At 39.7% G+C, this 21728-nt stretch carries 21 protein-coding genes and 4 tRNA genes; 2 read left to right on the plus strand and 23 right to left on the minus strand.

From position 1 onward, the window contains the following. Nucleotides 1-127 precede the first annotated feature (127 nt). The 14 genes from MMY79_RS16020 to rpe all read right to left on the minus strand — a co-directional run bounded on the left by MMY79_RS16020 (nucleotide 128) and on the right by rpe (nucleotide 10299). Nucleotides 128-204, minus strand: a tRNA-Pro gene (locus MMY79_RS16020). A gap of 4 nt (nucleotides 205-208) precedes the next feature. Further along, nucleotides 209-284: transfer RNA gene (locus tag MMY79_RS16025), tRNA-His, on the minus strand. Between the two features lie 32 nt (nucleotides 285-316). Next, nucleotides 317-393: transfer RNA gene (locus tag MMY79_RS16030), tRNA-Arg, on the minus strand. A 56-nt stretch (nucleotides 394-449) separates the two neighbouring features. Then, a tRNA-Pro gene (locus MMY79_RS16035) sits at nucleotides 450-526 on the minus strand. A gap of 142 nt (nucleotides 527-668) precedes the next feature. Then, nucleotides 669-1733, minus strand: a complete 1065-nt coding sequence (gene nadA / locus MMY79_RS16040; RefSeq protein ID WP_009390598.1) for a quinolinate synthase NadA — start codon at nucleotides 1731-1733, stop codon at nucleotides 669-671. 144 nt (nucleotides 1734-1877) lie between these two features. Then, nucleotides 1878-3098 (minus strand): bifunctional glutamate N-acetyltransferase/amino-acid acetyltransferase ArgJ, encoded by a 1221-nt coding sequence (argJ, locus tag MMY79_RS16045; RefSeq protein ID WP_252610209.1) that lies wholly within the window; start codon nucleotides 3096-3098, stop codon nucleotides 1878-1880. Between the two features lie 134 nt (nucleotides 3099-3232). Continuing rightward, nucleotides 3233-3712 carry a methylated-DNA--[protein]-cysteine S-methyltransferase gene (locus MMY79_RS16050; RefSeq protein ID WP_252610211.1) on the minus strand — a complete coding sequence of 160 codons (480 nt, stop codon included), beginning with the start codon at nucleotides 3710-3712 and terminating at the stop codon, nucleotides 3233-3235. 12 nt (nucleotides 3713-3724) lie between these two features. Further along, nucleotides 3725-4045, minus strand: a complete 321-nt coding sequence (locus MMY79_RS16055) for a multidrug efflux SMR transporter (RefSeq protein ID WP_004794435.1) — start codon at nucleotides 4043-4045, stop codon at nucleotides 3725-3727. 149 nt (nucleotides 4046-4194) lie between these two features. Beyond that, nucleotides 4195-5190: a cation transporter gene (locus MMY79_RS16060; protein WP_252610213.1), complete on the minus strand. Its 996-nt coding sequence runs from the start codon at nucleotides 5188-5190 to the stop codon at nucleotides 4195-4197. Nucleotides 5191-5218: 28 nt separating this feature from the next. Beyond that, nucleotides 5219-5974, minus strand: coding sequence for a copper resistance protein B (locus tag MMY79_RS16065; protein ID WP_252610215.1), 756 nt, complete (start codon nucleotides 5972-5974; stop codon nucleotides 5219-5221). Then, on the minus strand, nucleotides 5961-7895 hold the full coding sequence (locus MMY79_RS16070) for a copper resistance system multicopper oxidase (protein ID WP_252610218.1): 1935 nt from the start codon (nucleotides 7893-7895) through the stop codon (nucleotides 5961-5963). Before MMY79_RS16070 ends, MMY79_RS16065 begins: the two co-directional genes overlap by 14 nt. Before the next feature lie 40 nt (nucleotides 7896-7935). Continuing rightward, nucleotides 7936-8331 carry a hypothetical protein gene (locus MMY79_RS16075; protein ID WP_252610220.1) on the minus strand — a complete coding sequence of 132 codons (396 nt, stop codon included), beginning with the start codon at nucleotides 8329-8331 and terminating at the stop codon, nucleotides 7936-7938. Between the two features lie 103 nt (nucleotides 8332-8434). Further along, complete coding sequence (locus MMY79_RS16080) at nucleotides 8435-9256, minus strand: Cof-type HAD-IIB family hydrolase (RefSeq protein ID WP_252610222.1); 822 nt, start codon at nucleotides 9254-9256, stop codon at nucleotides 8435-8437. Nucleotides 9257-9612: 356 nt separating this feature from the next. Further along, complete coding sequence (rpe, locus tag MMY79_RS16085; protein WP_000043044.1) at nucleotides 9613-10299, minus strand: ribulose-phosphate 3-epimerase; 687 nt, start codon at nucleotides 10297-10299, stop codon at nucleotides 9613-9615. Between the two features lie 182 nt (nucleotides 10300-10481). Between rpe and MMY79_RS16090 the strand changes: the two genes are divergently transcribed. Next, nucleotides 10482-10754: a DUF2218 domain-containing protein gene (locus tag MMY79_RS16090; protein WP_009390654.1), complete on the plus strand. Its 273-nt coding sequence runs from the start codon at nucleotides 10482-10484 to the stop codon at nucleotides 10752-10754. Here MMY79_RS16090 and fghA read toward each other — a convergent pair whose 3' ends face one another. The 6 genes from fghA to MMY79_RS16120 form a co-directional block, all read right to left on the minus strand. After that, nucleotides 10755-11600, minus strand: a complete 846-nt coding sequence (gene fghA / locus MMY79_RS16095; protein ID WP_252610225.1) for an S-formylglutathione hydrolase — start codon at nucleotides 11598-11600, stop codon at nucleotides 10755-10757. Further along, nucleotides 11569-13020: a C13 family peptidase gene (locus MMY79_RS16100; protein WP_151989052.1), complete on the minus strand. Its 1452-nt coding sequence runs from the start codon at nucleotides 13018-13020 to the stop codon at nucleotides 11569-11571. The genes fghA and MMY79_RS16100 overlap by 32 nt, the downstream gene beginning before the upstream one ends. A 136-nt stretch (nucleotides 13021-13156) precedes the next feature. Continuing rightward, complete coding sequence (locus MMY79_RS16105; protein ID WP_252610227.1) at nucleotides 13157-13948, minus strand: class I SAM-dependent methyltransferase; 792 nt, start codon at nucleotides 13946-13948, stop codon at nucleotides 13157-13159. Between the two features lie 9 nt (nucleotides 13949-13957). After that, the gene (tsaB, locus tag MMY79_RS16110) at nucleotides 13958-14623 is read right to left on the minus strand and encodes a tRNA (adenosine(37)-N6)-threonylcarbamoyltransferase complex dimerization subunit type 1 TsaB (RefSeq protein ID WP_252610230.1); all 666 of its coding nucleotides are present in this window, start codon (nucleotides 14621-14623) and stop codon (nucleotides 13958-13960) included. A 134-nt stretch (nucleotides 14624-14757) separates the two neighbouring features. Next, nucleotides 14758-15285 carry a gamma carbonic anhydrase family protein gene (locus MMY79_RS16115; protein ID WP_252613547.1) on the minus strand — a complete coding sequence of 176 codons (528 nt, stop codon included), beginning with the start codon at nucleotides 15283-15285 and terminating at the stop codon, nucleotides 14758-14760. 19 nt (nucleotides 15286-15304) lie between these two features. Then, nucleotides 15305-15934, minus strand: a complete 630-nt coding sequence (locus MMY79_RS16120) for a CoA pyrophosphatase (protein WP_252610233.1) — start codon at nucleotides 15932-15934, stop codon at nucleotides 15305-15307. A gap of 114 nt (nucleotides 15935-16048) precedes the next feature. Here MMY79_RS16120 and MMY79_RS16125 point away from each other — a divergent pair, with 114 nt between their 5' ends. After that, on the plus strand, nucleotides 16049-16597 hold the full coding sequence (locus tag MMY79_RS16125; protein WP_002115876.1) for an NUDIX hydrolase: 549 nt from the start codon (nucleotides 16049-16051) through the stop codon (nucleotides 16595-16597). Between the two features lie 54 nt (nucleotides 16598-16651). On the opposite strand, the gene MMY79_RS16130 is transcribed toward MMY79_RS16125, so the two are convergent. Genes MMY79_RS16130 through MMY79_RS16140 form a run of 3 tightly spaced genes read right to left on the minus strand, consistent with a single transcriptional unit; the run spans nucleotide 16652 to nucleotide 21717 of the window. Next, nucleotides 16652-18604 (minus strand): protein FilF, encoded by a 1953-nt coding sequence (locus MMY79_RS16130; protein ID WP_252610236.1) that lies wholly within the window; start codon nucleotides 18602-18604, stop codon nucleotides 16652-16654. Nucleotides 18605-18622: 18 nt separating this feature from the next. Next, nucleotides 18623-20059, minus strand: a complete 1437-nt coding sequence (gene filE, locus MMY79_RS16135; protein ID WP_252610238.1) for a putative pilus assembly protein FilE — start codon at nucleotides 20057-20059, stop codon at nucleotides 18623-18625. Then, nucleotides 20053-21717: an outer membrane protein transport protein gene (locus MMY79_RS16140; protein WP_252610240.1), complete on the minus strand. Its 1665-nt coding sequence runs from the start codon at nucleotides 21715-21717 to the stop codon at nucleotides 20053-20055. Before MMY79_RS16140 ends, filE begins: the two co-directional genes overlap by 7 nt. Between the last annotated feature and the right edge of the window lie 11 nt (nucleotides 21718-21728).

Below are 21728 nucleotides of genomic sequence, written 5' to 3' on the forward strand. Positions count from 1 at the left end.
TCAAATATTAGAGTGCGACTGAATTAAAATTTCGAACCAGAAAACAAAAAATTCCTTCTATCGATAAGATAAGAAGAAATTCTTTTTAATCTTTGGGATATTTTTAAAGCTTTAACGCTTTTAAATATGGTCGGAGCAGTAGGATTCGAACCTACGACCCCCTGGTCCCAAACCAGGTGCACTACCAGGCTGTGCTATGCTCCGAAATTGGGGTGAATGACGGGATTCGAACCCGCGACAACTGGAATCACAATCCAGGGCTCTACCAACTGAGCTACATCCACCATCAAATAGTTCTATGTACCAAGCTACCGAATGGCGCGCCTGACAGGATTCGAACCTGTGACCATCCGCTTAGAAGGCGGATGCTCTATCCAACTGAGCTACAGGCGCTTAACCGATGATGCTTATCATGCGATACTTCGCCGATCTTAAAATATTATTTTAAGTGGTCGGAGCAGTAGGATTCGAACCTACGACCCCCTGGTCCCAAACCAGGTGCACTACCAGGCTGTGCTATGCTCCGATCTATCTCAGCTTTTGCTGTATCGCACATCGTGCGGTACGGTGTGCATTCTAGGCGCGACGCCCTCAGACGTCAACACCTATTGTCAAAAAAAGTTAAAAATCCTTATCAAATGTATATTTAACAAGCATTTTGAGGTTTTTTAACGCTTTAACGATGCACTAAAGGCTAACATTCGATCTAAAGGCATTTTGGCACGTTCAGCAAGCGCTGGTTCAACGTGTATTTCCTGATCACCTTTTTGTAAAACTTCTAAAATTCCATCGAGTTCATTCATTGCCATCCACGGACAGTGAGCACATGAACGACAAGTTGCTCCCTCACCCGCTGTTGGCGCTTCAACTAAAATCTTATTGGGTACCGCTTGCTGCATTTTGTAGAAAATACCGCGGTCAGTTGCCACAATGAGTCTTTCATTTGGCAAAGTCTGCGCAGCTTTAATCAGTTGAGAAGTACTACCGACCGCATCTGCAATGTCCACAACTGACTCTGGCGATTCTGGATGTACCAATACAGCCGCATCTGGGTACAGTGCTTTCATGTTGGCAATACCACGTGCACGGAATTCTTCATGCACAATACATGCGCCATCCCAAAGCAACATATCTGCACCAGTTTTCTTTTGAATATAGCGACCTAAGTGCTGATCTGGTGCCCAAATAATTTTTTCGCCTAAACTATCTAGATGCTCAACAATTTCAACAGCACAGCTTGAAGTCACTACCCAATCTGCACGTGCTTTAACAGCAGCCGATGTATTCGCATAAACAACTACAGTATGGTCAGGGTGCTGATCACAAAATGCTGTGAACTCGTCAACTGGACAGCCCAAGTCGAGTGAACAGGTTGCCTCAAGTGTCGGCATTAAAATAGTTTTTTCAGGAGACAGAATTTTTGCTGTTTCTCCCATAAACTTTACACCAGCCACAACCAGTGTAGAAGCAGCATGATCACGTCCGAAACGGGCCATTTCTAAAGAGTCAGAAACGCATCCACCTGTTTTTTCAGCAAGTTCCTGTACTTCAGGGTCGCAATAGTAATGAGCAACAAGGACAGCATCACGTTTTTTGAGCTCTGCTTCGATCTGTGCAAACTTTTGTTGTTTTGCTTCTTCACTTAAGCGATTGTCTTTTGGCTCACCTAAACGGTCTAAATGCGCTTGTACAATGTTTTTTGCATCGTTGGCAATTAAAGTCGCATCACTCATAAAACGTCTTCTCTATCCTTCATGCTGGCATACCTGCTCGCATATAACGTTATTGCTTAAATGATTTATGGATTGAATCATTTAATATCAAAAGTTGGGGCTAATAAAAAAGCCTCTTTGTCGAGGCTTGATTATAACTGATATTTAAGAACGGTAATCAGCATTAATTTTGACATAGTCGTAAGATAAGTCACATGTATAGACCGTGTCTTTGGCCTGACCACGTCCTAAATCAACACGAATGGTAATTTCGGTTTGAGCCATAACGCGCGCACCCGCTTCTTCAGTATAGTCCTCAGCTGCGCCGCCGTCTTTACAGATTTGTACGTCGTCTAACCACACTTGAATTTTAGACACGTCTAAGTCTTTAACTCCTGCATAGCCAATCGCAGCTAGAATGCGTCCCCAGTTCGGGTCCGATGCAAAAAGTGCAGTTTTGACGAGTGGTGAATGCGCAATGCTATAAGCAATGTCACAACACTCCTGAATGTTACCACCACCCTCTACAGCAACAGTAATAAACTTCGTCGCACCTTCGCCATCACGAACAATTAACTGTGCTAAACGATTCATTACACCAGCAAGTACTTCTAACACTTTAACGTAGCGTACATCACTCTCTGATGTGATTTCAGCCCCACCCGCTTGACCTGTTGCAACAAAAATACAAGAGTCATTTGTTGAGGTATCACCATCAATCGTAATACGGTTAAATGAATGCTCAACCGTGGTTTTTAGTAGCTTTTGCACTAAATCACGGCTAATAGGTGCATCTGTTGCCACGAAGCTCAACATGGTTGCCATGTTCGGGCGAATCATTCCAGCGCCTTTACTAATACCAGTCATAGTATAAGTAGTACCATCAAGCTCAAATTGTTCAGATGCACCTTTAGGTACTGTGTCCGTGGTCATAATGCCTGATGCAGCATCATTCCAAGCAGCCTCTTGTACGCTATTTAATGCAGGCTGAAGACCAGCAAGTAAACGCTCCATTGGAAGCTTTTCACCAATCACACCTGTAGAAAAGGGCAAAATTTCTGAGCTAGTTACCCCAGCAATCTCCGCCATTTTTGCACAAGTATCTTGAGCATTTTTCAAGCCTGTAGGTCCAGTTCCTGCATTGGCATTACCTGTATTAATCACTAAATAGCGCGGGTTGCCTTGTGCAAGATGAGCTTTAGAGACATGAACAGGCGCGGCACAAAATGCATTTTGCGTAAAGACACCTGCAACATTTGAACCTTCTGCAAACTCAAAAATGACTAAATCTCGTCGGTTTGGGTAACGTACATATGCTTCTGTTGAGCCAATTTTTACACCTTTTACCACATGCATTTGTGGCATTGTTACGTCACCGACAGCCATTTTTAGAACATCCAAAGTTTGTTATGAATAAAATCAATATTTCAAAAAAGCGCTGCCATGAAGCATCGACCTTATGAAATATAATAATGGACAGCTTAGTAGAAAAGTTTAAAAAAATCGAGCGCAAAAACGGCTCATTGTTGCTCTAGTTTTAATAAAATATCTTTCTTATCAAGCCCACCAGCAAAACCAACTAGGGCACCGCCCACACCAATGACACGATGACAAGGTGCAATAATTGAAATTGGGTTTTTTCCATTTGCCGCGCCTACTGCTCGCACCGCTTTTACATTGCCAATTTGAACAGCAATATCTTTATAACTTCTTGTTTCACCATAGGGAATAGTCAGTAAAGCAGACCAGACCTGCTTTTGAAATACGGTTCCTTCGAAATCGAGTGGTAATGTAAACTCACGGCGTTTGCCTTCAAAATATTCTTTTAATTGTTGCTCAGTTTTTAATAAAACTGGATGTTCAAGTTGTTCGACCAGCTCAGCCAGTCGAACACGTTTTGGATTTTCATTGTCCCAGAGTACTGCCACCAAAGCATTTTCATTCGCAACCAGCTTTAATTGCCCAACAGGCGAATTGATATACTTATAAGACAGCAACATAGTTTTATTCTCTTAGGACGGCGATGAAATTTTCATTAAAACCAAACCTGACACAATCAATACAGCGGCAATCATTCTCATAGCGCCAACAGGCTCATGAAGAAAGAAAATACCGACGAGAAATGACCCGATTGCGCCAATTCCTGTCCAAACCGTATAGGCAGTGCCAAGGGGTAAAGTTTTCATTGAAATTGAAAGTAGAATTACGCTCAAAATCATAAAAACTACGGTAATAACACTAGGGGTTAAACGCGTAAAACCTTCAGACATTTTCATAGAATATGCCCAAATGATTTCAAATACACCTGCTAAAATTAAAATAGCCCAAGCCATAACATTCACTAATTTTTATAGTGTCAGGTCGTCCCGACATGATTACCCAATATGGGGGAGGTCGTTCCTCCTTTATGTGAGAACTCAGTTTACTTTAAAATAAAAAATGAAGGCAAACTCTATCTAAAACTTACCTGTCTTAGAAAATCTTATTCATTTTTTAACTGTAAAATTTTTCGTGCGCCATTTAAAACAAACAAGACAATAATTAATCCAATCATTAAATCAGGATAAGGAGAACCTGTTATAGCAACTAATATTCCCGCGACAATGACACCTAAGTTTACGATGACATCATTTGCAGAAAAGATATAGCTCGCCTTCATATGTGCCCCACTCTCTTTATGGTCTCTCATTAAATAAAGGCAACTAATATTGGCTGCAAGAGCCAATCCACCAATTAAAATCATGAGAATTGAAACGGGTTCACTGCCGTAAATAAAACGGCGGAGCACATCAATTAACACAATTATGGCTAAGCCAAACTGAAACCATCCTGAAAGATGGGCAGCCTTTAATTGTGCATTTAGATTTTTACCTACCACAAATAAAGCAATGCCATAAATTGCAGCATCGGCAAACATATCGAGTGAATCGGCGATTAATCCTGTCGATGAGGCAATAATACCTGCCATAAACTCAATGACAAACATGACGCCATTAATGAGTAACAGCCATTGTAAAACTTGCTTTTGTGCTGCATTGGTTGAAGAACTAGCTCGAACCTTTTTAGGTTTTTCAATAGGCTCATAATGTGGCTGCGTTTGTTGTAATTCTGCCCCTAGTCCTAAACGCTGTAGACTTTGAGTAATCTTTTCAGTTTGAACACTGTGATAAATCGCCAAATGACGTGCTGGCAAGTCAAAATGAAGCTCTTGAATATCGTCAGCATAAGAAGCCAAAGCCATCCGTACCATTTGCTCTTCAGCTGCACAATCCATGTGGGGAATATGATAATAACTCACCCATTGGCTCTTTCCAGGCACAGCTTCACTAGGTGTAGAATACTCCTGAGACGGCATGCTTGAGCACCCGCAGCTAGAGCCAGTTTTACTTAAATGTATTTGATTCTCTTGTTTTTCTAAAGCCATCTGTGCACCATAACTGACACAAAAAACAATGCCATCAGTATAAACCAATGGCATGTCATTAAGCTTAATTTTTGTTCTGCAATTAGAACTTAAGTGTTAACCCTGCTCCATAATACCAACCATGTTCAGAGTCGGTACCTGTTTGCCAAGCCGTTTGTTTTAAACCTTTTTCATAGCCGTATCCCAAATCAACAAATGGCATGACCTTTTTGTTAATTTCATAACGGGTTTGAAAACCAGCTTGTAAACTTGATAAACCTGTTTTACTTGCATAGCGAGATTCATCTTGCAAAACAACATCTGCTTTTAAATAAGGTTTACCAATTAGCTTTTGGGTAAAGAGTAAGTCTCTTTCCGTTTCTAAACTTAACTTCCATAGCTGGTCTTCACCTGCATAAAGATATGCATCAGTTTCAAAAAAGTAAGGTGCCATACCATGCAAGCCTACTACACCTGCCCAGCGATCTTGCTTGTTGTCTTCCCGCTGTAAACGCTCGTAGTTTACCCCAGCCTGTACATCCCAATAATCGGCTACATTTCGACTGTAAAGTACTGAACCACCGTAATTAGCATCTTCTGACTCGGCTTTTTCAACATGAGCTTTGATGAATAATTTATTTTCATCAGTTCCCACCCAACTTTCTAATTCAGAAGAAAAACTGCCTTTTCCTTCTTCATTTTGAGTCCAGCCCGTATCAATTTTTGTTGCTTGATAGATCTGTCCACCATGTTCGCGTAAATGATCATGCGTTAAGGGTTCTTGGGCAAAAGCAAGAACCGATACACCAGAGAAAACACCGCAACATATCATTTGAGAAAATAACTTAGTGATGCGCATGACTCGCTCCTTTCTCATTTTCAGATTGAACAGGTGCTTGAGATGCATCTACTGCTCCATCATTCACTTGAGCCACAATCAACTTATTCATCATCCCTGCACTCATGTGATAAAGCAGATGGCAATGAATCGCCCATTCTCCTAAAGCATCGGCTGTTAATAATGCAGTAACTGTCTTTCCTGGTGGAACAATAACGGTATGTTTATTTGGCAAGTTTTCAGCTTGCTGACCATTTTCCAATTGCATGAACATGCCATGTAAATGCATTGGATGAGCCATCATGCTGTCATTCACGAACTTCAAGCGAATACGTTCGCCATACTTAACTTGCAATGGCTCAGCTTCGCTAAATTTCTTGCCATTAATGGTCCAGATATAACGCTCCATGTTGCCGCCTAAACGAATAACAAGCTCTCGTTCTGGCGCACGTGTGTCTGGCTGAGGTGTTAAAGATTGCAAATCACCATATTGCAGTGCTTTCATACCCGCTGGCGTCGAAGCATTTGCCCAGCCATAAACGGGCTCATCCTTTGTAGGCTTATTCTCAGATTGAGTTGGCATCTCATGCTTCATATTCATCATAGCGTGGTTATGTTCACTCGATGGCATTGCCTGCATATCATGCTTCATTTCAGGCATCGCTGACATGTCATGCTTCATTTGCATCATGGAATGATCATGTTCGCTAGATGACATATTTTTCATGTCATGGCTCATGTTCATCATTGTGTGATCATGATTAGTCTGGCTCTCTTCTTTTTTCATTTCAGGCATAGCCGACATGTCATGTTGCATGTTCATTTGATGGCCAGTATGTTCATCACTTGCCCCATTGCCATGACTCATGCCCATATCATCCATGGTTAGCAAAGAACGTGGACGTGGCTGCGGCATTTGAACAGCCCCCACAGCTTGCGTATTTTCATTGTGCAAAGTACCGATAGCGAAACCACTGCGGTCAATAGACTCGGCTTCAATCTGATAATTTGGCTGTTTAGGCTCTACAATGACATCGTAGGTTTCGGCTGTGCCAATACGAAACTCGTCAATTGCAACAGGTTTGACTGGCTGCCCATCTGCACTTACAACTGTCATTTTCAAATTTGGAATTCTGACATCAAAAAATGACATTGCCGATGCGTTAATAAATCGTAATCGAACCTTATCTCCAGCTTTAAAATTACCTGTCCAGTTTTGCTGTGGTGTCTTGCCATTAACTAAGAATGTATAACCCGTCACATCAGACATATCGGTTTTTAACATCCGCATCTGATTCCACATCGAACGATCTTGCCAAGTTGCTTTTAAGCCTTGTGTTTTAACTTGCTTCAAAACATCAGATACGGTTTCACGGCGGTTTTGATAATACTCAGGAGATTTTTTCAAATTCTTCATAATGCTATCGCTAGAAGAATGATGAAAATCTGAAAGCATCACCACATAATCACGATCCGTTTTTTCATGTGCAGCTACGGGTATTTTCCCTTTCGGGTAAATCACGAGTGGCCCATATAAACCATCTTGCTCTTGGCCTTTGCTATGGGCGTGATACCAATATGTACCGTTTTGTTTCACCTTAAAGCGGTAAACAAAATCTCCGTTTGGCGCGATTCCTTTAAAACCATTGAAACCCGGTACGCCATCCATTAACCCTGGCAGTAACAACCCATGCCAGTGTAAAGAGGTATCTTGATTCTTTAACTGGTTATGAACATGAATAACAGCCTCATCCCCTTCCTCAAACTCAAGGAGTGGTGCTGTAAATTTTCCATTTACCGTAATTCGTTTGAGCGGCTGACCGGTAACATTGACCTGTTGTTCATTAATATTAAGGTGATATTCCTTAATTGCCGCGAGAGTCCATGGTGAAACCAATAGACCAAATACAGCGACGAGGCTGCTAATTGTTTTATGAGACATTGCTGTAATCCTTTGAACTAAAAAAATAAGTAAGAAAGGATTAAGCTTTTGGAGGACGTAAAATTTCTTGCCAGTATCCGGCTAAATGCTGAGCCTGATAAATACTGCTAAATTGAGACGAGATTGGAATAAATTGCGAGTCAATATCTGGCACAGCTTGCTGCAATGCCAAATTCACAATTTGACAATGAACTGGGTTACAGTCCTGACAATGCTCACCATGCGAGTGAACAGACTGAGTCATATTTTGATGACATGCGGTCTGATCATCTATTTGAACATGCATATTCTTATGCGAAGTTTTTTCACTATGACACGGCATAGTATGAAGATCATGCTGCATAGGCGTTTGAGCAACAGACACACCACTCCACCCAATGACCAAAGTCATTAGGAACACAAACCAAGCATACTTGCGTAAGTGTTGTAGAGCCATTGTGGTTTATCGCCTAGAGCCGATGAGTAATCTTAACCCCATTAGCATAACCAAGTTTTTAAACAGATACAATTTTCAATCTTAACTGTTTGTTTTAAAGTAATTAAGCAAATGGTGGTTGATGCTGAAGGACTAAATCAATCACTTCTAGTGCACCTTCTTGTTCATTACTTACAGTTGTATAAGGGGCTACGGCTTTCAAAGCTTCAACTGCATTTTCAACCGCAAATCCATAGCCGACAGCTTTAATCATCTGAATATCATTATTATTATCACCAATCGCAACCACTTGATCAGATTCAACCTGCCATTTTTGTAGCAATAGCTTCAAACCATGGGCTTTATGCTGATCTGGAAGAATCAAATCAATAAAACCAAAACCACTTGAAACAGGCACTAAGACTTTATCAGTCACAAAACTTTGCTTCTGAAAATGTTCAAAAATTGCAAAGCTATCATTTTCCTGAGCAGTAAAAGTAATTTTACACACCAAGTCATCTAGTGCATAAAAGTCATCAATAACTGTTAGCTTTTCAAAGTATCGAGCGACTTTGGCATAGTCCTCTGCATTCATGCTGCTATGTACATAAGCACTCTGTTTTCCACAGATCACCATGGTTGAGGTATATGTAGGATCAATCGCTTTTAAAATCTCAATGTATTGTTTCTGACTTAAATGAGCAAAAGCTATTTCTTGCCCTGCATCTACAACATGCGCGCCATTTTCTGCAATAAAAGCAATTTCATGACTAATTTCTGGAAAATAGGTAATCAGCTTTGCGAGTTGGTTACCACTGGCAACCACAAAATGAATATTATTTTGTTTGAGTTGTTCGTACTGTTTTAAAAAACGTGCTTTGTTGTACTGCTTCTTAGAATTAAGAAAAGTCCCATCCATATCTACCGCTAAAATTTTTATCGTCATTAATTATCTAAATCTCTTGCTAAAATCTTATTAAAGCAAATTTAGCTTTATTTTTCATGACACTTTTACAGTTTTATACTTATCTATTTCTAAAAGATTTTTACCCAGAGCCCTATCGTTTTTTGCACAGGTTATTTTTTAGTTAAGCTTAATAAAAAATCAGATAATAAAATATCCGATACGCATAAAAAAAGAACGCCAAAACGTTCTTTTTTCATACATTTCGCTTAGAGAATAAACGGTTGATCTAATTTTGTTTATTTTACCAACATCTTATCCATATGGTTATCAACACAGTTATCCATATAGTTATAAACAAAGTTATCCACAAGCTTATTCTCAGTTCAATATACTTTTTAAGCGTCTACACTGCCTACTTTCGCAAGCTCTGCACGCATTTGATCAATGACTACTTTATAATCTGGTTGACCAAAAATAGCTGAACCAGCAACAAACATATCTGCACCCGCTTCTGCAATTTCACGAATATTTGCAGGACCAACACCACCATCAACTTCTAAACGAATATCACGGCCACTCGCGTCGATAATTTTACGAGCTTCACGCAATTTTTCTAATGTCATCGGAATGAACTTTTGTCCACCAAAACCAGGGTTTACGCTCATTAATAAAATTTGGTCAACTTTATCAAGTACATAATCAAGATAATGTAAAGGCGTTGCAGGGTTAAAGACTAAACCTGCTTTTGCACCGCCTGACTTAATCAACTGTAATGAACGATCGATGTGGTGCGATGCTTCTGGGTGGAACGTAATAATATCTGCACCCGCTTCCAAAAAATCTCCAATAATTCGGTCAACTGGAGATACCATTAGATGCACGTCAACAGGAGCTGTAATCCCATAATTTTTTAAAGCCTTACATACACCAGCACCAAAAGTTAAATTTGGAACGTAGTGATTATCCATCACATCAAAATGCACCACATCTGCACCCGCGGCTAAAACTTTGTCTACATCTTCACCTAAACGAGCAAAGTCAGCAGATAAAATAGAAGGAGCAATCAAATAAGGCTTGGACATAGGTGGATGACCTGGCTAAAAATATAAGGAGAGGCTTAAATTATAACAAAAAATCACCGAATTGGGCCGCTCTTCCTGCTCAAATGACAACATTTCAAACTTGCAACGTAATGTTGCAACAATAGAATGCCAAGTACTAAACGAATTTGTTAAGGTACATTCAACCAATGTGAGGATTTATAATGAAAAGCACAACTCATCTATTAACAAACGATGGTAAACGTATTGCAAAACGTCTAGTTAATCATTGGAAGCACAAGTTTGAAGTACAAGAAACTGAACAAGATTTCAAAATCTTAATGCCTACAGCAACTATTACGCTTGCGCCTGCAACAGAGCAGTTAAACGTTGCTATTGATAGCCAGTTAGATGACCACGACCACTTAGAAAAAGTGGTGCTTGATCATCTAAACCGCATGGCTCAACAAGAATTTCAGGTGGAATGGCAACACTAATTAGCCAGCGGCCTTTTCTAACTGGATTGCATGAAACTGCAAATGTTCATCCATAAAGGTTTGAATAAAGTAATAACCATGATCATAGCCAGCATGTTGTCTTAAAGTTAAAGGCTGTCCTGCTTTTAAACATGCTTGCTTAAATTTTTCAGGGTGAAGTTGTTCATAAAATTGGTCATCTAATCCCTGATCAACCAAAATTTCGTCAAATACTGCACCATTTTTTGATACTAAAGCTGTGGCATCATGAGCCAACCAGCTATCGCGATCTGCACCTAAATAATGACTAAAGGCTTTGTCTCCCCATGCACATTCAGTTGGTGCACAGATTGGAGAAAAAGCAGATACTGACTTAAACTTTTCAGGATATTTAAGCGCTAAAGTTAATGCACCGTGGCCACCCATTGAGTGTCCAAAGATACCAACTTGTTGAGCATTTACAGGAAAGCTTTTTAAAACGAGTGGGTATAACTCATCAATTAAATAGCTTTCCATTTGATAATGCTCAGACCATGGCGCTTGCGTGGCATTAATATAAAAGCCTGCACCTTGGCCTAAATCCCAGTTATCCCCTGTTGCGACTTGTTCTCCACGAGGAGAAGTGTCTGGGGTAATCAATATTAGGCTTAGTTGTGCTGCCATATGTTGCGCATGTGCTTTAATGGCAAAGGTTCCTTCAGTACACGTTAACCCAGCAAGATAAAACAAAGTTGAACAGGCTTTCCCTTCTAAAGCTGCTGGTGGTAAATAAACACCAAACTTAGCAGGTCCTTTTAACAACTGAGATTCAAATTGGTATATATGCTGCTCGCCCTCAAAGCAGCGGTTTTTTTGCAGGAGTTGCATCGTTTTTAGCCTCTGTTTTCGTTTGAGCAATATCCACACTACCCGTATTTTGCTGAGGAAATAGATACTTTTCCAATTGAGGTAGCATGAGTTCCATATTTTTACCAATCATCCACTGAGGCTCTGAAGGTTCAACACCTTGAGCCACTTCCCATTTGGTTACTGTTTGCTTAGCTGTGTTAAACGAGTCTTTCATCGACGATTGCTCTCGCATAGCCAAATCAAAGAAAGCTCGACCAAAATAAGTATAATCAGCTTCGTTATTACATCCAAAAGAAGTTTTATCAGCAGCCGATGCAGTAATAATTAAAGTATCCGGAGACTGTAAAGCAGGAATAAAGCTTCCTGAATAACAAGCTGAGATGACAATTACACGCCAGCGAATACCGGATTTATCAAGTGTTTCTCGCAACCATTTTGGGTCTACTTGCCCTAAATCTAATGGTGCATTTTCAATTTCGAAGTGATTCTGTTCACCGTGTGAAGTCATATATAGAAATAGGACATCACTATCACGGTTCATTTGCTGCCCCATACGGCGTAGCGCTAACTCGATACTGGTTTTAGAGGCAATTGGAATTTCTGTACGGGTGTCTGGGTTATTAACCAGCATCATCGAACGTCCAATCGTTCCGAAACGTGTATCAAACTGTTCTTTAATACGGACCACTTCCGATTTAAAAACATCTTGATAACTATCACCGGCCACGCCTAAAAAATACCAATGGCTTTTTGCCTGTTCGCCATATTGGACTTGCTCTAAAGAATCGTTCAGTAACTTACTTTGTGCGTAAAAAGCATCTTCAGCAAATGTAGGAGCCGAATCTTCGACCTTCCAAATCGGTTGATCTTTTACGGAAAGTTGCCACACCACCATCGTTGCAATAGTTGCAACCATGACGAGTGCACGTTCCCACCAAGGCCACTTAAGTTCGCGTGAGAAAACCCAAATTACTGCTAAACTTTGCCACACAAACAAAGCTACAAATAAGCTCGGTAAAATTCCGTTATAAATAGCATCGGGAATAAAGTTGAGATAACCGTTAGAACCTAAATACTGAATTAAACATTGAATTAATAAGATATTTGTATCTAGAACCAACCATAGCAAAGCAGGTACTAGCATTAAGCGAGGTTGGTTGGTGCGCTGTGATAAAAATATACCAACAATTAAGGCAATGAATGGCCAAAGTGCATAACCAATTAAACCTTGTGAATTGAAATCACCGATTTGACCAGCGACAAGCCAACTATAAAGAGAGTTAGTACATCCCCCTAAAATTCCCCACACAATCAGCTGAAGAATAGATGGATGTACAATTTGTAGAGAACGTCTTGATCCCAAAAACAGCCACATTCCGGCAATTTGGTTGCTTTTAAAATCATGCCAAAAGTTAATGGAGGGTTTAAGATCAATCATAAAAGGTTTTCAAAAATTTCGTTTTTGTCAGGCATCTTAAGTGTATGCCTGCTAAGAATTTTAGCAATCATGCTTTTGAACTATATCACATATATTTGTGCATTATTCAAGCAATAAAACCGAACCTTACATAAGCCTACTGAAAATACGCATCAAAACGACAAGCATCTCCTTGCCATTGATGAGCTGGCTCTTGATTTGCCAAGAAAATAGCATGGCGTGGTCGCTTAACCACCACACGTTTAGCAACTTTCCGTGCCAAAACCAGCAAATTATCCCCCAGATCCATCTCACCATCTTCGGGTAAAAGTAGGTGTAAAAGCTGCATCTGTTTTTTAACTTGAGCTTGTTTTTTGATTGCTTGGTGATTCTGATCACGCTGCGGAAACATCGGGTCTAGATAAACCACATCAATCATTTGAGCTGTTTGCTGTAACTGTTGTAAATAACTTGCAGAATCAGCAAAGATCAGTTGAATCCGATCCATAAACTGGCTTAAAAAGCTATCTTGCTCAGCTTGTGCTTTTGCATCTTCAAGTAAGGTAAACAAAATTGGATGGCGTTCAACCAATTGTATTTGTGCGCCTAAATAAGCCATGAGTAAACTATCGTGCCCCAAGCCTGCTGTAGCATCAACCAGTATTGGTTTTTCACCTAACTGACAAGCCCGAGCAATCATTTCTGATTTAAGACTTGCACGTTTTAAACGGGAAATCTCGGCTTTCCAGTCGGGCTGCATTTTCATGCCATTTGCAGATAACCATAGCCCGTTTTCATCCACACAAAGTGCCAACTCAGGATTTAAACGTAAAAAACGTGCATTCAGTTTTTCAACTAACTGCAAATCGACAGTCACACCTCTAGAACAAAGCACAGCTTGGTAGTGCTGTGCTTGTTCTTGAAAATCCACTTCAAAATATATGTGCATGATTAGCCTTTATTTTGCTTTACCCTGATCTGCTATTTTTTTCCATGCATCATCACGTAAATAAACTGGCAAAGCATGTTCAGCCTCAACCCACTGCTTTTGCGCTGCACAGACACGTGCAATAGAAGCAATGTCTTGTGCAGTTGCAGTGATTGTTTGATGTTCTGCATCAGCTTGAAGTAGCTTAGCGCCCGAACCGATTAAACAATGTTTTGCATAAGCTGCTGCTGGCTCGTAGCCCATTAATTTTTCTTCATCAATACATTGCATAATCCCATGCTCATCTAGCACATAACTTGCAATGTAAACTTCGTTCATACGAGCATCGAGAACCGCTGTGACCTGTTTCAAACCTTCAAGTCGGTATGCCGCTTGAGCTAAAGCTTGCAAACTCGAAACAGGAATAACTGGTAAATCTTGTGACCATGCCAATGCCTGAGTCACAGCTGCATTAATTCGAACACCACTAAAAGAACCCGGCCCACGGCTAAAGGCAATCGCATCTAGACCAGCAACCTCAAGACCTGTTTGTTCTAGCCCTTGTTCGATCATGGGCAAAATGGTCTGGGTTTGTGCTTTCGCCCGCGTATCGAGTTGAAAAAACAGTTCTTGGGTTTCATCGACTAATGAAATAGAACACTGCTCATTTGCAGTTTCCAACGCAAGCAATTTCATGCACAACCTTAGTATTAAATCAGATTAAAAACGAGGGTTATGATACCCCACTCGGCTCTGATAGGCGAGTTGTTCTCTTTTAAATAAAAATGCCAAGCTTGTGCTTGGCATAAAAATATTTTGCTAAAAAAGAGTTAAAAGTGGAATTCTTTTAAATCTGCATAGTTTTTAAAGTGTTCAGCATAATGCAATGCACTCAAGCGTATTTTTGCTGCACCATCTTCATCTAAAGTTTTGACAATTTTGCCAGGTGAACCCATCACCACTGAATTATCTGGAATCACCTTCCCTTCAGGAATTAAAGCATTAGCACCGATAATACAATTTTTACCAATCACAGCCCGATTTAAAATTACGGCATTCATACCAATCAAACTATTATCACCAATCATACAACCATGCAGCATGACTTTATGCCCGACCGTGACATATTCACCAATATTTAACTCAAGTCCAGCATCGGTATGCAATACAGAATTTTCTTGAATATTAGAGAAATCACCAATTCGAACTACACAGTTATCGGCACGTACTACAGCTCCAAACCAAATGCTGACTTGACGCCCCAACTCTACTTGTCCAATTAGCATTGCTGTTGGAGCAACCCAGCCATCCCATGGTTCATGTAAGGCTTTTGGGTGCTGTCCTTGATAGCTATACATCATAATTTATCAATCCTGATCATTTATTCTTATGAGAAAACTTTGGCATTCCAAAGGTTGGGGAATTTAGTAAAAATGGCCAATCTTTTTGATAACCCAGTCCATATTTAAACAGAGCAACTAACATACGAGCAGTTAAACCCCAAATAATTTCATTATCAATCTGTAAACTCGGAAAGTATAAAGATTGATGGGCATAACGTACTTCGTAAGGCATGGGTCTTGTATCGATTAATTCTTGCAAAGGGACAAAGAAAATTCGATCAATTTCGGTAGGTTGAGGGATTAAAGTCACCTCTGGAGGAATAAGCCCAACAATCGGTTTTACAGACAAACCACTTCTTGCACGTTGCATTGGCAAATCGCCGAGTAACTGCACATCAAAAGGGTTTAAAGCTGTCTCTTCCTGAGCTTCTCTTAAGGCCACCACAATATTACTGGTATCACTAGGGTCACGCTTTCCACCTGGAAAAGAAACTTCCCCCGCATGGTTGTTCATATGTATTGAACGGCGTGTAAGCAGTACCTTAGGATCATTTTCATTTGTAATTGCAATCAGTACTGCTGCTTGTGCTTCTTGTATGCGGGAGGAAAAGCGCAATCTTTGCTGTAACTTTTGTGTTAGCAAGTGCTCTTCCATACCATTCACCTATTATTCTCTATCTCTTTGCATCATATCTGAAAATCAAACTTAGGGAATAGAGTTGATGCGTAAGTCTAAAAATTCAGTTATGCTGAGTCATCTCTATACTCGATGATAATTATGAGTTTCTGTGTAGCGTGTGGGCATAAAACCGAACAAAAAATTCCTTTAGGTGATCATAAAGTACGCCGTGTTTGTACTCATTGTGGAAATATTCATTATGAAAACCCCAAAGTAATCTGCGGTGCCTTAGCGTTATGGGAAGACAAAGTATTACTCTGTCGTCGTGCAATTGAACCCCGTTATGGTTTATGGACTTTGCCTGCTGGCTATATGGAATTGTTCGAAACCATGGAACAAGGTGCAGCACGCGAAACTCGTGAAGAAGCAGAAGCCGAGATAGAAATAGAGCAACTCTACTGCATGTACAACATTCCTCGTATTGGCCAAATTTATGTACTTTTCAAAGCACAGCTGAAAGATGGAATTTTTGGTGCAGGTGAAGAAAGTATCGAGAGTCGCCTGTTTGAAGAGCATGAAATTCCATGGGGTGAACTTGCTTTCCCTAGTGTAGAACATACATTAAGACATTATTTTGAAGACCGTAAAAAACAAGTTTTCCCAACACATCTTGAAACTTTGGGTACGCGTTTAGATCATACGGGTTAATCAATTAGATAATAAAAAAGACCGCCTAGCGGTCTTTTTTATTTGTTTAATATTTTAAGACTTAGTTTTAATTGCTTTACAAGCTGGAATAGATTGATCCGCTAGTTTGATTGTTACTGTACCAAATTTACGTTGAGCCAAAGCTTTATCCGCAGCGGTTGGAGCAGGCACATCCTTAAGCGTATTATAGCTTTCTTGAGCTGCCGCATGTTGATTAAACCAAGCAGTATTAGTATCGAAATCAATGCTCGTACTATCTACCTTATTTGCCAATAAATTAAATAGATTCAATTTCGCAGGCCCCGGAGAAACGCCTACAAAAGTTACCCCAACCATTGCACCATCAATATTCTCAAATTTTGGATTAGATAAAATCATACGAACGTAAACAGACTGTTGGCTATTTGAAGGATCATCAACTGTCGCCGCTGTAGTACCAATTCGATATTGTTGTACGCCATTACTATCCACTAAACTATTTTCAGACACAGTCGCACATTGGCCTGACATATCATTTGTTGTTGAATTAGGTTTGATATCAGTACGAATATCCCCATTTTCATCAATAACAATACCTAAATTTACAGGTTGAATCGTCTTATCTGAAAAATTAAATGTCAGAGTCGCGTAAAGAGGAAAAATATAATTGTCTCCCACCTTTACGTTACCAGAAGTTTTAAAAACCCTTCTCTCTAGATAACTAATAGGACTGCTTTTAACAATACTCAATATCCCATTGTAGCTATCACCATCAACATTTTGACGCCAGAGGCCATAATGTTGCGGATTACCTGTACTGAGTTTTGTTAAGTATTTATAGAATGGTTCTGTCCCTGCCACTCCATAATCATTAAAGAATTTACCTTGATAAATCTGTAAATCTTCATTCGGATTATCAGAGGTGCTAAAACGAAGCGGAGTAGTTGGCTGAATCTCACGGCTAATAGGATTTAACCAGGCATTCTGTGCATTTGCATTTAATCTAGCTGGTTTAACTTTTGAGGTTAACAAATAAGGGTTTTGTACTTGATTGTTTATTACAATAGCATTACCCTTCCACTGCAAACCATATCCTAATGTATAACCTTGTCGGTCTGATAATAAATAAAACTCATCTGCTGAATGTCTTAAGTTAATTGTGTTATTAAAACATTCTTCCTGTGTAGCTCTATTACACCCATAAAAAACTTGATAGTTTTGAAATATGGGACTTGAACTAGTAAATAAATTGAATGACTCAAAAATGCCAGCATTACTTAAGTTAGTCGTTTGTACAACTAACTTATAAGCTTCATCATCAGAGATTTGTCCTACATCTAACCAAGGTTTTAAAATACTTGCATACGCACCATTTTTTAATTCTGTAGCTGTTATGCTCTGAGAAATTTTAGTAAGCTGATCTTTCTTTGTATCTGTAAGTTGGGTGGGTTGTATATCCCCAATCAGGTTATCATCATTTTCCACACCAATACTTTGAAAGATTTTTATTAAAGCAATCGCTACTTTAATTGTTTCATCATTTTTATCTAATGTTGCTGGAGTTTTACCTGTAATACCACTTGCTAAATCCAGCACTCTTAGATATATCGGATTGATCACTTTAGTCCTACCATTCACGGCAGTAAACTTCCCAATCGTATCCAGATTAACGTTTCCTAAGAAAACCTTTTTATTATCTTTACTTTGAATATAAAAACGTGCTGTATCTCCTACTTTGCACGACCCAATTACCGCATTTCCTGAAAGTTTAGTCGCATAATGAAAATTAGTTGCCGAACTACAATCAAAATTAATACCAGCTATCGGATAATCTAAAGCGAATTGCAAACAAGTTGTATCTTCTGCACCAGTGTCGCTCGTTGTTGGCGTACAACTACCTGAAGATAAATTTCCGTTATTAGTACCAGAATTCGGATCTTCACTAATATTAGAACTACCACCACCACAACCATTTAGCATAATCGCTAATGTGGTTAGTGCAAAAGGCCATAAAACTTTTTTATTCATTAGATACCCTACTTATTTTTAACGTAATACGGAAATTTGAATTTGTCCCTGATTTGTTAACTCTTTTTCTGCAACATCCACTGCAGAAGATAAAGGTGTCATCATCATGTAATGTGCCGAAGGTGGTACTTTTAAAACACCTTGAATTGATGAATGTTGTAACATCGTTGAAGGATAAGCTTTACTCTTAAACCCACTAACTCCTTCTAAAATGCAACCCTTATTATCTAAAAAGATGACTAAAGGCCAGTAATAAAGAGGCTTCTCATTACTAGCAGCAAATGACATAAGTTTTAAATGCTGAACAGAAGGGTTTAACTGTACAACCTCATATTCAAATTTTTCTTTCAACGGCTTACGAGGCCATACACTTACTTCTTTATTTATACTAAGTGTCTTAATCTGTTTGTTATAACCTTTAATAAAACATTTATCTTGTTCAAAAGCTGCTTCTAACTCTTGCGAAGATAAACGCATATATGTTGGAGCCAATACCACAGTAGACTCTTCATCTTTAGCCTGCCGATTAAAAAGCTGATCTAAAGTTGATCGACTCACACCTTTCTTACGCTCTATTGATTCAGTTCGTCCCAAGCCATCAGGCATAAGATAAAAACGCTTTTTACCTTCAAGATTAAATTCCTGATCTTCAAGATACTCATTATTTACATATTCAACATTATCAATCGTTGTAAATTTAGACTTATCCTGTGAAGAGACGGCTGATGGAGCTGCTTGTGATGTGTTTTTTATTGGTGGCGGAACTAAAATAAGCTTTTTCTTCCACTCATTATTAGAGACTGGTTGAACCTTTTCACCTTCGAAAGATTTAGTTTTCTCCGTAGATGTTTTTAATTCTTTATCAGCAACAATAGCAGTTTGAGTTTTTGGGGGTGCAGTCGGTGCAGTCGGTGCAGTCGGTGCAGTCGGTGCAGTCGGTGCAGTCGGTGCAGTCGGTGCAGTCGGTGCAGTCGGTGCAGTCGGTGCAGTCGGTGCAGTCGGTGCAGTCGGTGCAGTCGGTGCAGTCGGTGCAGTCGGTGCAGTCGGTGCAGTCGGTGCAGTCGGTGCAGTCGGTGCAGTCGGTGCAGTCGGTGCAGTCGGTGCAGTCGGTGCAGTCGGTGCAGTCGGTGCAGTCGGTGCAGAATTTAATTTCTTTTGTGGTTGTCGTTCTACTTTTTTTGGTGACTCTGTATTGCGCGCGTCCTCTTTAAACACTTTTTGAGCTGGAACAACTATCGTATTAGTTGTTGGACTTTGGTGCTGTGTTTCTTCTATTTTAGAGGAGGTTTGTTTTTTCTGGTCAACTCTTTTACTAGGCACAATCATAGGACGGCCATCGGGACCTATAATCGTATAAAATCCGTCTGCATAAGAAACAGAAACATTCGCTATCGCAACACATAAGGTCAAGATAGCGAAATTAGGGTTAAACATCCGTTTATACTGTTTTACCATTTTGTTCTATAACTCAAACCAAGTACTGTGACTTTTGTGTTCGTTTTTACATCTAAACCTGAATAAGGGTTTAATAAAATATTATCGACACCACACTTATTCGATAGAGTACTACTACAAGCTGGAATATTGTCACGACTACGTAAGAAGCCGACAGAAAGATCTAAATCTGTATCAGCATCAAAACGATAACCTACCCCTAAACCGAATAATTGCGCATTATTGATCGGAACCATGGTATTACGCTTATCATTAGGAATAGAACTAGCACGCGGCTCATAACCTGCTCGTAACTTCAAACGATCAGTTGCTGAATACTCTAAACCGATACCCCAACTCCAAGGTGAAGTAAACTTTAATGGCAATGCTAAAGAGTTATCAGTCACATCATTCGATAGAAGTTTGGCAATCTTTAATAATGTAATCTGTCTATCAAATTCAAATTTAAACTTATCCCAAGCAGAATAATCAGTCCATCCAACATCAAAGTTTAATTGTAAATCTGGAAATATTTTGTATTTAATACCTGCCTGAAAATGTGCAGGATACTCTAAATCCATCGCGACTAAACCTGACTCAGTATCAGGAACATATCCTGGTAGTCCAAGAATCGCAGCTAAAATTTGCCCAGTTGCCGATGAGTTTAATCCCTGAACCAACTGTTGAGGAGCTTTGGCATTATTAATCATGTATTTGCCTTTGAGACGCATCTTGGCAGCACTTTGATATACCATACCAAAGCCAAAATCATCTGTCGGCTCCCAAAGCAATCCCAAGTTATAACTAGGGCTTAAAGACTGCTCCATGGAAACTTGTAAGGCTCCCATTTTATTAAATGGATTCATTCCTTCTTTTGTATTACAAATTCCCAATAACAGCAGATCGGTAATCATATCGTTATTGTCTTTGAAGGGTGCGCACACCACATCATCAACCATACGCAGCACACCAATCATTTCATTAGGAAAACGTAAATCGGTATTTAAAGCAATCGCGTTATACGACATACCAATCGAAGCACCAATTGATAAATGATCATTTACTTGATAACCAAAAGATGGGGATAGATAGGTAATACGCTCTACAGCAACCTGTTGTCCCATATAGTTACCAGGATTACCATTTTCTGCCCCAAAACCTGCGACTAAAGGCGCATACATTGCCGTTGCAAAGGTTACTTTTGAGCCTGGTGGTTTATAAGCTATACCTGCTGTAGGAGCAACAAGTGGGTAGCCAGCTCCCAAATCAACCATTTTTTTAAGAATTGGTACATATAAACTTGCATACTCAACATCACCATGTACAGAATCTTTAAAATCTGTACAAATGTTGGCAGAAATTTCTGGTCCATCATTACAAACTAAAGGATCGTCTGAATAACCAAAAATGTTGTAACCAGGAGGAGCTGAGAACTCACGCTGGATATCAAAGTTTGCAAGAATACCTTGTACATCTGTTTGTAGCCCGTCAATTTTCGCTAGTGCTGCTGGGTTAAAATGAACTGCACTGATCCCTGGAGGATCTGCCGTTACAGCATTCCCCATCGATAGTGAACGAATATCAACAGCTAAGTTTTGTCCTAATTGAGCATTGGCAAAGCTAGAAAAACCGGAGATAACAATTGCCGCCGTTAGAGGACATAATTTAGGATATTTCACCTGCATATCTC

Origin of the sequence: Acinetobacter sp. XS-4, assembly GCF_023920705.1 — a bacterium.
GTDB lineage: Bacteria > Pseudomonadota > Gammaproteobacteria > Pseudomonadales > Moraxellaceae > Acinetobacter.

Bases quoted from the DNA above. Each gene is read 5' to 3' on its own strand.
- nadA (WP_009390598.1), bottom strand. From the start codon at position 1,733: ATGAGTGATGCGACTTTAATTGCCAACGATGCAAAAAACATTGTACAA.
- argJ (WP_252610209.1), bottom strand. From the start codon at position 3,098: ATGGCTGTCGGTGACGTAACAATGCCACAAATGCATGTGGTAAAAGGT.
- MMY79_RS16050 (WP_252610211.1), bottom strand. From the start codon at position 3,712: ATGTTGCTGTCTTATAAGTATATCAATTCGCCTGTTGGGCAATTAAAG.
- MMY79_RS16055 (WP_004794435.1), bottom strand. From the start codon at position 4,045: ATGGCTTGGGCTATTTTAATTTTAGCAGGTGTATTTGAAATCATTTGG.
- MMY79_RS16060 (WP_252610213.1), bottom strand. From the start codon at position 5,190: ATGCCATTGGTTTATACTGATGGCATTGTTTTTTGTGTCAGTTATGGT.
- MMY79_RS16065 (WP_252610215.1), bottom strand. From the start codon at position 5,974: ATGCGCATCACTAAGTTATTTTCTCAAATGATATGTTGCGGTGTTTTC.
- MMY79_RS16070 (WP_252610218.1), bottom strand. From the start codon at position 7,895: ATGTCTCATAAAACAATTAGCAGCCTCGTCGCTGTATTTGGTCTATTG.
- MMY79_RS16075 (WP_252610220.1), bottom strand. From the start codon at position 8,331: ATGGCTCTACAACACTTACGCAAGTATGCTTGGTTTGTGTTCCTAATG.
- MMY79_RS16080 (WP_252610222.1), bottom strand. From the start codon at position 9,256: ATGACGATAAAAATTTTAGCGGTAGATATGGATGGGACTTTTCTTAAT.
- rpe (WP_000043044.1), bottom strand. From the start codon at position 10,299: ATGTCCAAGCCTTATTTGATTGCTCCTTCTATTTTATCTGCTGACTTT.
- MMY79_RS16090 (WP_009390654.1), top strand. From the start codon at position 10,482: ATGAAAAGCACAACTCATCTATTAACAAACGATGGTAAACGTATTGCA.
- fghA (WP_252610225.1), bottom strand. From the start codon at position 11,600: ATGCAACTCCTGCAAAAAAACCGCTGCTTTGAGGGCGAGCAGCATATA.
- MMY79_RS16100 (WP_151989052.1), bottom strand. From the start codon at position 13,020: ATGATTGATCTTAAACCCTCCATTAACTTTTGGCATGATTTTAAAAGC.
- MMY79_RS16105 (WP_252610227.1), bottom strand. From the start codon at position 13,948: ATGCACATATATTTTGAAGTGGATTTTCAAGAACAAGCACAGCACTAC.
- tsaB (WP_252610230.1), bottom strand. From the start codon at position 14,623: ATGAAATTGCTTGCGTTGGAAACTGCAAATGAGCAGTGTTCTATTTCA.
- MMY79_RS16115 (WP_252613547.1), bottom strand. From the start codon at position 15,285: ATGTATAGCTATCAAGGACAGCACCCAAAAGCCTTACATGAACCATGG.
- MMY79_RS16125 (WP_002115876.1), top strand. From the start codon at position 16,049: ATGAGTTTCTGTGTAGCGTGTGGGCATAAAACCGAACAAAAAATTCCT.
- MMY79_RS16130 (WP_252610236.1), bottom strand. From the start codon at position 18,604: ATGAATAAAAAAGTTTTATGGCCTTTTGCACTAACCACATTAGCGATT.
- filE (WP_252610238.1), bottom strand. From the start codon at position 20,059: ATGGTAAAACAGTATAAACGGATGTTTAACCCTAATTTCGCTATCTTG.